We start from the raw sequence: 12495 nt of genomic DNA on the forward strand, positions 1-12495 counted from the left end.
TTTTCTACTATGACAGCTTGACTATCGCTGACCAACTTATAACTAAGTTTATGTAAAAAATCTTGCCGCGAATTGCTAACTCGTTCGTATACTTTGGCAGCAACTTTTTTATATCTGAACCGAGAAGAGCTACTTTTCTGCTTACGAGCTAACTTCTGTTGCTTACGCTTCAGGTTTTTCTCATGCTTGGCAAGATGTTTTGGATTATCATACTTTGAAACTTTTTCGCCATCAGTTACAACAGCAAAGTGTTTCAAGCCTAAATCAATACCGTAAATCTTACCTTCACAACCAGTAGGATTATCCCCTTCTGTCTCGGTTAATATAGATGCAAAATATTTACCACTTGGTGTTTTGCAGACGGTAACAGTCTTTATAGTTCCTTCAATTGGGCGGTGTATTTTGGCTTTGACTTCGCCTACACTACCCGGAAGTTTCACATTTCCATTAACTACTTTTACGTATTGTGGATATTGGATTGACTGCTTGCCGTGTTTTGATTTGAATTTAGGAAAACCAGCCCGTTTATCAAAGAAGTTCTTGTAAGCAGTAGTTAGGTTTAGTGTCGTAGCTTGCAAAACTTGGCTGTAACACTCTTTTAACCACTGCGTTTCTTCTGCTTTTTTCAATGCTGGTAAAAGTGCATTAAGTGCTGAACGCCCCAAGCCTTTCCCGGTTTCTTTGTATGCTTCAATTGATTGATTTAAAGCATAATTCCACCAGAAGCGTGCACACCCAAATGTTTGAGCTAGCAGTATCTGCTGCTGTTTGTCGGGGTATAGACGGACTTGGATTGCTTTGTACAACACTTATATCACCTCCTTTGTTCCTGTATTATATCACGATATATAATTAGTGATAAAACTTGTAGAAATGAAAATAACTCGGACATCCCTAAAGGATGTACCTCGCTATTTTCCGGCGTGATGCACCCCACCCGCGCATAGGGATGGGGAATTCCGCCGAACTGCGTTAAAATTGAAGAAATGATGGCGAAATATCCGATGGAAGTTTAAGGTGAATAGTCAACAAGCCAAAGTATCAGAGTGGATTGCTATGTAACGGTCTGCTCATGCTTTATTCTGCTATGTAAGAGTTAATTCGGTTTTCGAGAACACCGATATCTTCGGGACATAGTTGGCGAATTCGGCTGTATCGTCGCGCTGCTTCTTGAGCCAGTAACTTTCGTCCTTCACCAGGAGCATCTAAAACATTTCGTTGTGCAGCAAAAGGAAGAAAGTAAGTTTCTTTAGGATTAATTTCATTGCGGATGAATTGCCAGTTCCAATCAGCAGGTAAATCATGACCTGCTAAAACCCAAACCTCAATTTCCTGCCAAGCGTTTTCTGCTAAAAGTAACCTATTACCAGTTAAAATATTTGCTGCTTGTTGCTCAATTTTATCAAGCATCCCTCTTCTTCCTTCTTTTCCATCCCGGTCTACGCAAAGTAGGAACAAGTTAACCATACCTTTGTAACGCTCAATAATTTCTGAAATCCGTTCCCATTTGAGAGCCTCACTGATACCTCCTAAAAGTGGATCTTGACAAACTCTGACCTTAGTTTTCGGTTTTCCTAATGCTTCCATCATCGCCGTAATTATCGGCTTAAGCATATACTGGTCTTTACGAAAATCTTCTGGAATCACAAGTACATTCATTCGTTTGTTTCCTCGTCTTCCAGAAATTCCACTGCATCTTCCAACCATCCAGATTCATGGAGACGTGCCAAGTCTTGCTCATTGATAACACGTCGTGCTTCTGGAATGTCAACAATGCGTTTTATATGTGCATCAGGTTTATCCCAAAAGCGATAGGTTAATGAGGCATATTCTAATGATTGCGGATTTAAAAGTCTGAGCAACTGTGGTGAGTGAGTAGTTGCTACAATTTGGATTGTTCCTTGAGAAACTTTGCGCTCGATAAGTTCGAGAAGTAGGTGTAAGCGGGTGGGGTGAATGCCGTTGTCCAGTTCTTCAAAAAAATAGAATCTTGCTGGTTCTTGTCCTAGTAAAGCAGCTATCATTGCTAGAAAACGTAATGTCCCATCTGATGCACTAATAGCAGATGTTGTTTGACCATTTTCTTCAATTAATTGAAGCAATATTTTTCCAGTAAAATCAGCAGGAAACTCAAAATCTTTAGCATCCATTGGGGTAAGTTCTTGTACCCATTGGAGAAGTGCTTGTTTAGTTTCAGGGTTTTCACAAATTTCTTGCAGTACAGAAGATAGGTTTTCACCCCTGTCTCCCAAGACTGTTTGTCCTGGCAAGGAAGGTAGTCGCATGGCATCTGGGCTTAAATCTAAAAACCGCATTGAACTTAGGGCGGACATTGCAGCTAGGGCTGTTTCTCTCACTGATGGTGATGGAATTGCCGCTGCAATTTGTGAAAGCACAGGGCGATAATTGGTATAAGATAAAATTGGGTCAAAAGGAGTTACACCCTCTACTTTCACGGAGAAATTATTCTGCCCTGACTCCTGATAAGATTGCGCTTCAAAAACGCTATCAGATTGCCCTGCAATTGTGAGACTTTCAGCAATAACAGTAGGGGCTTTACCACTTGCACCAGGATTCACCTCAATCCGATAAGTTGCTTCTTGTGAGGAATCATTTTTTGACAAGGTAAATGAAACTGCTAGTGCAAAAGTGGATTCATCGATAAAAGTGACTTCTCGCGTCCCGCCGCGAATACCCCGCCATTGAAGAACGCCTCCTTCAATCCATTTTTCACCAAAAATTTCAGCTAGGTTGTAATTACGAGAAATACCATGAAGAAAGCGAAAGGCATCCCGAATATTGCTTTTTCCAGAGGCATTTGTCCCTACTAAAAGGGTCAAGGCACCGAGAATGAGTTCGGCATCTTTGAAATTTTTAAATCGTTCCAGACGCAGTTTTGTAAGCATGGCTCCTTCAACTGAGGTGAATAATTTTATCCCTGAAATCATAGCCCGCTTCGGTCAACGCTTGCTTTAATCCCTGTTCCAATTGTTTTGGTGACATCAAAGTACACTCGCAAATTGTGTTGATATGTAACAATTTTGAAAAATATGGACACAATTAATACTCAGTAAATTACTATATTTTGCCAAACCTTTTATAATCAGCTTGTCGATATCAATAATGATATCAAATGCCAGACCAAAAATCCCCACCAAGCGAGATGATTCGTGTGCCCGTTCCACTCATTGGGGTGGTTCGGCGACTCTCAAAACTACACAGGCAGGGTCATACAATTGCCTTGCTGCAAGCCTTAGAAGAACTAATGTCAAATTTCGATATCAATAATGATATCGATGTAACAGCAGGCAATAAATCAGTCAAACAGCTAGAAGAGAGGCTTTTGAAACTGGAATCCCATCTTGCAGCTCTTGGTTCTTCGGTAGAAACAAAACTAGAAGTTATTACTAAGAAGCTAGAGTTAATCGAACGGGCAATTGCCTCTGGGAAATTAAGTCACAACACTAAACCGCGAAGACTTGCTTACCCGTACCAACAAACACAAGTTGAACTACAGCCTAGGACAAACGAAAGCCTTGCCCAAAGACTTGGTGTCACAGCTCAAGGTCTCGTCGCTGAAAGAGAAAACAAGAGCGTTAAAGAATTTACCAGTTGGTCCCGGAACCGCGATCCTATGAGTATTGCTTGGGAATGGAAAGCAAGGGACGGACTGTACCACCCCCAACGCTAGAGAATATATTTCCCCAATAATTACAAAGAAATGCAAACCATTACTTGACTAATGGCAATTTTGATGCATTCATTTGTGCCAAAAACCAAAGTGAGTGCTACTCGTGGTCAAATTGCTTGTATACTATATTTCCTGAAAATATATCCGCACGTAAAATTTATTATGTTGCGTTGCTCTTAACAAATTTAATTAGCATATTTTTATAGTACCAAAAAGCGGGACAATAAAAATCAGACATCTTAACATCAGACCAAACTTAATTTTTGTATTATTATCTAGCGTGCTTCAATTATGACGCGATCGCTTGTCCACATTTCTCATTATCGTGCGTCCATCGCACAGCTTCCTACTCCTGCTGCAGAGGCGAAGCTAGTGGCGTTATGGTTGGATGGGAAGGCGCAGTCGTCGATGGTGGCATACCGGTGCTATATCAAGCGTTTTTTGGCGTTTTTACGGAAAAAGCCACTCAAAAATGTGACTTATGAAGATTTGGTTGAGTATAAAACTACGTTTACGCGCCATAGTGAGAGTACGCGGCGTATTCATCTTGCAGCAGTTAAGAGTTTGATTTCGTTTGCTCATCAAATTGGTTATTTACCGTTTAATGTTGGGATGGCGTTGAAATTGGGCGAAATGCCTGACGCAATTAACTCTCGGTATATTGATGAGGCGGATGTGAAATTATTGGTGCGTGCTGCCCAAAAACTTTGTGAGCGTGCAAAAACTCCGAAGCGTCAAGAAATTGCCCGTCGTAATGTGTTGATCATTAAATTGTTGTATGCGGCGGGGTTGCGTGCCAATGAGTTGTGTCACCTGACGTGGGGTGATTTAACTGCTAGGGGTGACAGTGGACAAGTTTACGTGCGTGAGGGGAAGGGGAATAAAAGTCGCAGTATTTTGCTGAAACCGAAACTGTGGGCTGAGTTGATGGCATTTAAAGGGGATAATGTCAAGTCCTATGATGCTGTTTTTACAAGCCAAAAGGGTGGACATTTAGAACGACAAAATCTTCATCCGATTATTAAGGCGATTGTCCAAGAGGCAGGGTTAGATGAGAAGATTAGCTGTCATTGGTTACGGCACGCGCACGGGAGCCATGCTGCTGAACGTAAGGTGAATCCAGTGTTGATACGCGATACGTTGGGACATAGTGATTTGTCGGTTACGGACCGATATTTGCGGGCGCGTCCACATGAAAGTAGTGCGTTGGAGTTGATGGATTTGTAGCGACTGTTTGATACGATTACTTTCCACAGAAGCACTAGCTCAAGTAGCATCTGTGGCGGTGGAAACGTTGGCAAGTAGAACCAAATCAGCGCAAGCTGCCATTACAAGACAAATATAGCCGGAAACTTGGAACAAAGTAACAGGTGCTGATTCTGGAAGGTTGGAACGGAATCAGCTAAATTTTTCTTAAAATCAAATTATTTAACAAATTAAGTCAAAATATTTCAGATTTCAAAAGTATTTCTTAAATTTGATACCTTGACATTAGGAATGTAGTAACTTGATTGACTGAATAGAAAAATTCTACTCAAGTAAGTGCAAGGTTTTCTGTTTAAGAATTTAATTAATGGTATTGAAATATTAAACATTCTCAAAAAAACTTCATTAAAGATAACAAACACAATGTCTCACCTTAAAAGCAGACTAGACTTACAGAAGGTTCAGCAAATTCGCAAATATCCAGTTTTTATAGTTACAGCTTCATATGAATTCAGCAACGTTAACCCCAAATATTTAACCTGTAAAATTCCGATTATAAGTTGATCGGAAACAAAACCAGATGAGCAATTGATAAAAAATGCCCAATTCTTAAAATCGAAAACAAGAGGAATTGACTATGCCCATCTCTCCTACCTATCCTGGTGTTTATATAGAAGAAGTTCCCAGTGGTGTACGTACTATTACAGGAGTCGCAACCTCAATAACTGCTTTCATTGGCAGCACCTTACGGGGTCCCGTAAATCAAGCAATTACGATTAATAGCTTTGGTGATTTTGAGCGCATTTATGGTGGGTTATCTCTGAAAAGTACTGTGAGTTATGCTGTTCGGGATTTTTATCTCAATGGAGGTAGTCAAGGAATTATTGTGCGTCTATTTCGCCCTTATTTTGCGACAGAAGCAGACCGTACTCAGGCACTAGATGCCGCTCAGGATGTGGCAGGTGCAGCGATAGCAGCAGCCGCAGTAGTGGGAGCAACCCCCACTTCAGTGAAAGATGCAGCCCGCAATCAAGCAAATCTGGCAGAAAACAGTACTGAACCGCGCAAAAGTGCAGCTGACACAGTTGCTAAAGCAGCTGAGGTGGCAGAAGCTTTGGCAGGTGCAACAGCAAACTCTGTAGGTGAAGCCGCCACTGCTGCGGTTGGTCAAGCGGCACCAATTACTAAGGCACGTCTGTCAGTTAATACCTTGAACTTAGAAGCTGCTAACGAAGGTAGTTGGGGCAATAAACTGCGTGCTCGCATTGATCATGATGTGAAAGGAGAAGATGCAGCAAATCTATTTAACCTCAGCATAAAAGATACAGGTACTGGACAAATCGAAGTTTTTCGTAACCTCTCCGTGCAAGCAGGACATCCCCGACAGGTAAATAAAGTTTTAGAGCAAGAATCACAACTGGTGCGTGTGCGAGGGACATTACCTACTACCCGACCAGGAACTAGTCCAACTGTGCCTCCAGGAGGAGATTCCTTTTCCAATACCAACTCTACTGGAGTGCAGAGTACAGACCAAGCTTCTGATGGACAGACTTTGACAATCAGTGAATACAGTGGCAGCAGAGTCAACAAGCAGGGTATTTATGCTCTAGAACAAGCAGACTTATTTAACCTGCTGTGTATACCTCCTTATAGCTTCGACCAAGATATTACACCGACAACACTGTGGGATACTGCAGCTACATACTGTCAAGAACGCCGTGCTATGCTCTTGGTAGATCCGCCTAGCACTTGGAAGAGTAAAAACGCTGCTAAAGGAGATGGCACAAGTACAGGAGTAGCTGCTGTTGGTACTAATAGCAAAAATGCCGCCCTTTATTTTCCACGTCTGCTACAACCCAATCCTCTACGGGATAATCAAGTAGAAGCCTTTGTTCCTTGCGGTGCAGTGGCGGGTGTGATGTCGAGAACAGATGCCCAGCGTGGTGTGTGGAAAGCACCAGCCGGTTTAGATGCTACCTTAGTAGGAGTGCCACAATTAGAAGTTCCTCTAACAGACCCAGAAAATGGAGAATTGAATCCCCTAGGTATTAACTGTTTGCGAAGCTTTCCCGCAGCTGGACGAGTGATCTGGGGAGCACGTACTCTTCAAGGAGATGACCGCCTAGCTTCAGAGTGGAAATATGTTCCAGTGCGTCGGACTGCTCTATTTATCGAAGAAAGTCTTTATCGAGGATTAAAATGGGTAGTCTTTGAACCCAATGATGAGCCGTTGTGGGCGCAAATTCGCCTCAATGTAGGGGCTTTCATGAATAATCTCTTTCGTCAAGGAGCGTTTCAGGGTAAGACACCCCGTGAAGCTTATCTAGTTAAATGCGACAAAGAAACCACAACTCAAAATGATATTAATTTGGGAATTGTGAATATTCTGGTTGGTTTTGCTCCACTTAAACCCGCTGAATTTGTCATTATCAAAATTCAACAATTAGCTGGTCAAATAACTACTTAATGTTGGTGGTTACTCAATAAATCATCTCTCAAATTGATGTGAGTTGCAAAAGGAGAAAATTATGGCTCAATTTAGTGTGAATGCCCAGCGCTTTGACCCATATAAAAACTTCAAATTCCGGGTAAAGTGGGATGGGCGCTATGTAGCGGGAATTAGCAAAGTTGGTGCGCTTAAAAAAACTACAGAAGTTGTTAAACATCGAGAAGGAGGTGACCCCAGTTCTTCTCGGAAATCCCCTGGTCGTACTGAATATGAAGCTATTACGCTAGAACGTGGTGTCACCCACGATACCGAGTTTGAAAAGTGGGCAAATAAAGTTTGGAATTATGGTTCTGGATTGGGTGCAGAAGTTTCTCTCAAAGACTTTCGCAAAGATATTATTTTGGAAGTTTATAACGAAGCGGGTCAGTTAGCGATCGCCTACAAAATCTACCGTTGTTGGGTATCAGAGTATCAAGCACTACCTGATTTTGATGCCAATGCCAATGCGATCGCTATTCAAAACATTAAGTTGGAAAATGAAGGTTGGGAGAGAGATTACGAAGTCCCCGAACCGACTGAACCCAGTTTTGTCGAACCACCAGTGTAATACCGTAAGTTATCAGTACACAGTGAAAAGTATTAACTGACAACTGATAACTGATAATTGATTTCCTATGCGTACTTTGTCACCACAAGAACTATTACAAGTCTGGGAGCAAGGGCTAAACCAGCCACCTGTGCAACGAGCATTGCTACTTTTAGCAGCTGCTTGTCCCGAAACCTCAACTCAGTTACTCGGAAAACTCAGTGTTGGTCAGCGTGATACTTATCTACTCACTTTGCGGGAATGGTTATTTGGCTCACAGATAGTCAGTTTAGCTACCTGTCCCCAGTGTGGTGAAAGGTTAGAACTGACGTTTAATATTGCAGATGTTAGAGTCTCAACAGATGCAGAAACTGTAGAAGTACTATCACTCAATGTTGCAGATTATCAGGTGCAGTTCCGTCTACCTAACAGTTGGGATTTAATGGCAATGCAAACAGCTAGCTGCTACCCTGAGAATCAAGATATCGAAGCAATGCGAATATTTTTACTGGAACGCTGTCTGCTCAAAGTTGAAAGTCAGAGTTTAGAAGTCTCTACCAGCGACTTATCACCAGATTTACAAAATGCAGTGGTGGCGAAGATGGTAGAAGCCGATCCGCAAGCAAATGTACAACTTGTCCTTTGCTGTCCGGCTTGTAATCATCAGTGGCAAGCGACTTTCGATATAGTATCGTTTTTGTGGAGTGAGATTAATGCTTGGGCATATCGCACCCTACGAGAAGTCCATACCCTCGCCAGCACCTACGGTTGGCGTGAAGCTGATATTTTAGCGATGAATCCGCAACGAAGACAGTTTTATCTGGAGATGGTGGGCGTATGAACGATTATCTCAGTCATTTGGCAGCGAGGAGCTTAAATTTAGTACCAGTTCTTCAACCCCGATTAGCATCATTGTTTGAATCATATACCGCAGTCAGTGAAAACTCTATTCCCCTTGTAGAGACAGAATTTCTCACATCTGAGAAGCAAGAAGAAAAGACAACTGAGAAAAAACACTCTCAGCTAGTGTTACCCAAAACGGAACCAAAAAAATACAACAATATCCCGAAAAAAACGGAGACATCAATATCAGGAGAGGGGGAAAATGAAGAATTTTCCACATCTTCCATACCAACTTTTTCATCTCCAACGCCCAATACTCAGTCAAGAAAAGTTCCTCTTTCAGAAATAGCAGATAATTCTCCACAGTCTGAGATGTTGTTAGCGAAATCTAGACCCAATCTTCAACCTTCTTTCCTGAAGTTTGCTCAACGGGACGGAGAGTCTGCTCAGGAGGGAAATCCTCCTCCAAAACCCCCGTACGCAACTTCTCTCCTGCAAGAGAACGGAGAAACTGAAAGCCTCTCTCCACCTCTGCAAACTCCTCTTATTAAGAAAAGCTCAATTGTTGTTCGCCCAGATAAAACTTTAGCAGGGTGGAGAGAGGTCAGTCAGGCATCTCACCAAGAGCATCAGTCTCCCAACTTAACAGACGATGATACTAAGATTTATGCATCCAATATGAGTACATTTTATCATCCCGGCTCTTCAGGCAACACCCCATCACCCCCACCCACCATTCAGGTAACTATTGGGCGCATTGATGTACGAGCCGTCACACCACCAGCACCAAAGCAAACAACTCGGACACCACCAGCACCGAAGCTATCACTAGATGACTATCTGAAATCGCGCAAGGTTGGCAAGATATGAGTACTGCTCTCGCCATCGCAGCTGTTACTGCAGTTATTAAAGACTTGCTGAACAACAGTCTCAAGAACTTTGACTTAACCAGCTTGGGTGATGTTACAGTAACAGCCCTACCTCCAGACAGAATAACTACAGGTACATCAGAGGCAAGCCAACTCAACTTGTTTTTATACCATGTTACACCCAATCAAGGCTGGCGAAATGTAGGGTTACCTTCGCGGGATAGCAATGGCGATCGCACCAGTAACCCACCTTTAGCAGTAAATCTCCACTATCTCCTGACTGCTTACGGCAAGCGGGACTTTTATTGTGATATTTTACTGGGCTACGGAATGCAATTATTACATGAAATGCCCGTTTTAACCAGAACAGCAATTCGTAATGCATTAAATCCATCAATACCAGTCTCCGATCCAGATTTGGCAGCAACTCTCAAGATTTTGGCAACTGCGGGACTGGAGGAACAGATTGAGCAAATCAAAATCACTCCAGAATCCCTCAGCACAGAGGAAATGTCCAGACTATGGGCGACTTTTCAGCAAACCAATTATCGAGCAACAGCAGCTTATCAAGCATCAGTCGTATTGATTGAAAGCCGCCGTTCCACTAAGTCAGCGCTACCGGTACGTCAAACTAACTTGCGTGTGTTGCCTTTCCATCAACCCCAAATTACAGATGTATCACCCAACATAGTCACATCAGAGAGTATACTGACAATTTCAGGAGAAAACCTGAAGGCAGAAGGAGTGGTAGTCAAATTTAATACTAGAGTAGTGAATCCAGGAAGTGTGAGCGATCACACCTTAGAGGTAACAGTTCCTAGCAATTTGCCATCTGGGGTAAATACAGTTCAGGTAGTCCATCCCCTTTACTTTGACACTCCCGCCGATCCGCACCAGGGATTTGAGTCAAATGTGGCAGCTTTTATCTTACGTCCAACTATTGATAAAAATCCAGATGGTACATACAAAATGACACTTTCATCTGTGCTAACTGATGCTAAAGGTACATATAGAACCGTCACTATCGAGTTAACTCCAATTGTCGGACAGTCGCAGCGCGTTATCTTACTACTGAATGAGTGGACATCAGTCGCAAATCCGCCTCCTGCAAAAAGTTATAGCTTTCGTGCAACTTCCAGAACTAGTAACACGAAATCCATCGAATTTGTGATTCGGGATGTCAACCCCAGAAGTTACCTAGTACGAGTGCAGGTAGATGGTGCAGAAAGTCTACCAGATGTGAATACAGACCCCAACAGTCCTAACTTCAATCGTTATACAGGTACACCGCAACTGGTAATTCCCACATGAACACAACAGTTAAGCAAGTAAAAAGTAAAAAGATAAAAGTAAAAAGAAAGAACTATCAAGAGAAATATCAAGAGAAATTTAGGCGGTTCTAAAAAAGTAAGCGTGGGTTCCCTATTCCCCTACATCCCTTTGAATTTTTACTTGTTCTGACAAGCGAGCATTCCGGCTCGCACTACAAAAAAAGAAATTTACACATTTAGGATGCTCCCAACATCTTCAGGACTTACGCAAATTTATGAAAAAACGAACCGCCCTTCGGGTTCGCCAGTCCCCCATCGTGACGGAAGCCGCCAAGACGGGGGCTGGACTCACCAAGGACGCAAAGGACACAAAGGAATAAGAGTTTTAGAGAGTTTTTGCGTAAGTCCTAATCTTCTTTCTTTTGCCTTTTAACTTTTAACTTTTAACTTCAAAAATGGTTACCCATTCCTGGCAACAAATCAACCAAGAATACCTTGCTCAAGCCTTAGCTGAGGTACGTATTAACTTACAACAGTACATCGCGCGATCGCAAGGTACTGCTGAGAGTAACACGGGGATGGGTGGGATTCCCTCTGGAGATAAAGAAGGCGAAGACACGAAGAATTTATTTGTGTCTACTGAGTGGGAATATCCGCCAGCACTGGTCACACTATGTAATGCTTTTGGACTGACAACTTTTGAGCGTCAAATTTTATTATTGTGTGCAGGAGTAGAATTGAGTGGTTCCCTAGCACAACTGTGTGCAACAGCACAAGGACATCCCCAATTCACCTATCCGACTTTTAGCTTGGTGTTGGCTGTGTTTCCAGAAGCTGACTGGAGTTGTTTAGCACCAGTCGCACCCTTACGCCGTTGGCGATTGATTGAAATTGCAGCAGGTGACAGCCTTACCCAAAGCCGACTGCGGATTGATGAGCGGGTGTTGCATTATCTAACAGGAGTTTCCTACTTGGACGATCGCTTGATTGGGCTAATCGAATCACTACCCTCTTCCAGTCAACTTCCACCATCACATTACCAACTAGCTGAACACATAGCCAAAATTTGGTCTGAGAATCCCGCAAAGCAACCCCCAGTTATTCAATTATGCGGTGATGAACCCGATGGCAAATGGGCGATCGCATCAATAGCATGTGCGACACTGGGAATGCAACTCCATGTCCTCCAAGCTAGAGACATTCCCCAATCTATAACTGAACGGGAAGCTTTGACTCGTCTGTGGGAGAGAGAAGCAATCCTCAGTCATAGCGCCTTGCTTCTAGAATGGGAGGATTCCCTAGGCGAAATGCAGACAATTCTCCCCTTTGTCGAAAATCTCCAAAGCCTGTTACTCATTACCTGCAACGAATCCCTACGTAACCGCAGGCGCTCAATAATACGTTTATATGTAAATAAGCTCAGTGTTAGCGAACAAAAAAATTTGTGGGAAAAAGCTTTGGGCGATTTAGCTGATGAAGTTAACGGACAATTAGATACATTAGTCTCTCAATTCAGCCTCAGTGCATCGGCAATTTATGACGTTTGTAATCAGGTTAGGAGAATTGGGAATGGGGGATGG

Annotated in this window: 10 protein-coding genes and 1 pseudogene; 8 read left to right on the plus strand and 3 right to left on the minus strand. The window is 42.7% G+C overall.

Features of this window, described 5'->3' with window-relative positions; translation table 11 throughout:
* From DP117_RS30480 to DP117_RS30490, 3 genes are all read right to left on the minus strand, one after another.
* A partial coding sequence (locus DP117_RS30480) for an RNA-guided endonuclease TnpB family protein (protein ID WP_169221939.1) occupies positions 1-809 on the minus strand: 809 nt, incomplete at its 3' end.
* A gap of 268 nt (positions 810-1077) precedes the next feature.
* Positions 1078-1659 (minus strand): hypothetical protein, encoded by a 582-nt coding sequence (locus DP117_RS30485; protein ID WP_169221940.1) that lies wholly within the window; start codon positions 1657-1659, stop codon positions 1078-1080.
* Positions 1656-2906 carry an ATP-binding protein gene (locus tag DP117_RS30490; protein ID WP_169221941.1) on the minus strand — a complete coding sequence of 417 codons (1251 nt, stop codon included), beginning with the start codon at positions 2904-2906 and terminating at the stop codon, positions 1656-1658. The genes DP117_RS30485 and DP117_RS30490 overlap by 4 nt, the downstream gene beginning before the upstream one ends.
* 227 nt (positions 2907-3133) lie before the next feature.
* On the opposite strand from DP117_RS30490, the gene DP117_RS30495 reads away from it, so the two are divergent.
* From DP117_RS30495 to DP117_RS30530, 8 genes and pseudogenes are all read left to right on the plus strand, one after another.
* Positions 3134-3691 (plus strand): hypothetical protein, encoded by a 558-nt coding sequence (locus DP117_RS30495; RefSeq protein ID WP_169221942.1) that lies wholly within the window; start codon positions 3134-3136, stop codon positions 3689-3691.
* Between the two features lie 291 nt (positions 3692-3982).
* Entirely contained in the window at positions 3983-4918 is a 936-nt protein-coding gene (locus DP117_RS30500) for a tyrosine-type recombinase/integrase (RefSeq protein WP_169221943.1), read from the plus strand.
* A gap of 616 nt (positions 4919-5534) precedes the next feature.
* Entirely contained in the window at positions 5535-7364 is a 1830-nt protein-coding gene (locus DP117_RS30505; protein WP_169221944.1) for a phage tail sheath C-terminal domain-containing protein, read from the plus strand.
* A 61-nt stretch (positions 7365-7425) separates the two neighbouring features.
* Positions 7426-7953 (plus strand): phage tail protein, encoded by a 528-nt coding sequence (locus DP117_RS30510; protein WP_169221945.1) that lies wholly within the window; start codon positions 7426-7428, stop codon positions 7951-7953.
* A gap of 67 nt (positions 7954-8020) precedes the next feature.
* The gene (locus DP117_RS30515) at positions 8021-8773 is read left to right on the plus strand and encodes a phage baseplate protein (protein ID WP_169221946.1); all 753 of its coding nucleotides are present in this window, start codon (positions 8021-8023) and stop codon (positions 8771-8773) included.
* Positions 8770-9645, plus strand: a complete 876-nt coding sequence (locus DP117_RS30520) for a hypothetical protein (protein WP_169221947.1) — start codon at positions 8770-8772, stop codon at positions 9643-9645. The genes DP117_RS30515 and DP117_RS30520 overlap by 4 nt, the downstream gene beginning before the upstream one ends.
* Complete coding sequence (locus DP117_RS30525; RefSeq protein WP_169221948.1) at positions 9642-10955, plus strand: DUF4255 domain-containing protein; 1314 nt, start codon at positions 9642-9644, stop codon at positions 10953-10955. The genes DP117_RS30520 and DP117_RS30525 overlap by 4 nt, the downstream gene beginning before the upstream one ends.
* 415 nt (positions 10956-11370) lie before the next feature.
* A pseudogene (locus tag DP117_RS30530) lies at positions 11371-12495 on the plus strand (ATP-binding protein); the annotation flags it as partial.

Source organism: Brasilonema sp. UFV-L1 (assembly GCF_012912105.1).
In the GTDB taxonomy this organism is placed as follows: domain Bacteria; phylum Cyanobacteriota; class Cyanobacteriia; order Cyanobacteriales; family Nostocaceae; genus Brasilonema.

What these genes read in the sequence shown, in the direction of transcription:
- DP117_RS30500 (WP_169221943.1), top strand. Translation starts at nt 3,983, where the DNA reads ATGACGCGATCGCTTGTCCACATTTCTCATTATCGTGCGTCCATCGCA.
- DP117_RS30520 (WP_169221947.1), top strand. Translation starts at nt 8,770, where the DNA reads ATGAACGATTATCTCAGTCATTTGGCAGCGAGGAGCTTAAATTTAGTA.
- DP117_RS30505 (WP_169221944.1), top strand. Translation starts at nt 5,535, where the DNA reads ATGCCCATCTCTCCTACCTATCCTGGTGTTTATATAGAAGAAGTTCCC.
- DP117_RS30495 (WP_169221942.1), top strand. Translation starts at nt 3,134, where the DNA reads ATGCCAGACCAAAAATCCCCACCAAGCGAGATGATTCGTGTGCCCGTT.
- DP117_RS30525 (WP_169221948.1), top strand. Translation starts at nt 9,642, where the DNA reads ATGAGTACTGCTCTCGCCATCGCAGCTGTTACTGCAGTTATTAAAGAC.
- DP117_RS30510 (WP_169221945.1), top strand. Translation starts at nt 7,426, where the DNA reads ATGGCTCAATTTAGTGTGAATGCCCAGCGCTTTGACCCATATAAAAAC.
- DP117_RS30515 (WP_169221946.1), top strand. Translation starts at nt 8,021, where the DNA reads ATGCGTACTTTGTCACCACAAGAACTATTACAAGTCTGGGAGCAAGGG.
- DP117_RS30490 (WP_169221941.1), bottom strand. Translation starts at nt 2,906, where the DNA reads ATGCTTACAAAACTGCGTCTGGAACGATTTAAAAATTTCAAAGATGCC.
- DP117_RS30485 (WP_169221940.1), bottom strand. Translation starts at nt 1,659, where the DNA reads ATGAATGTACTTGTGATTCCAGAAGATTTTCGTAAAGACCAGTATATG.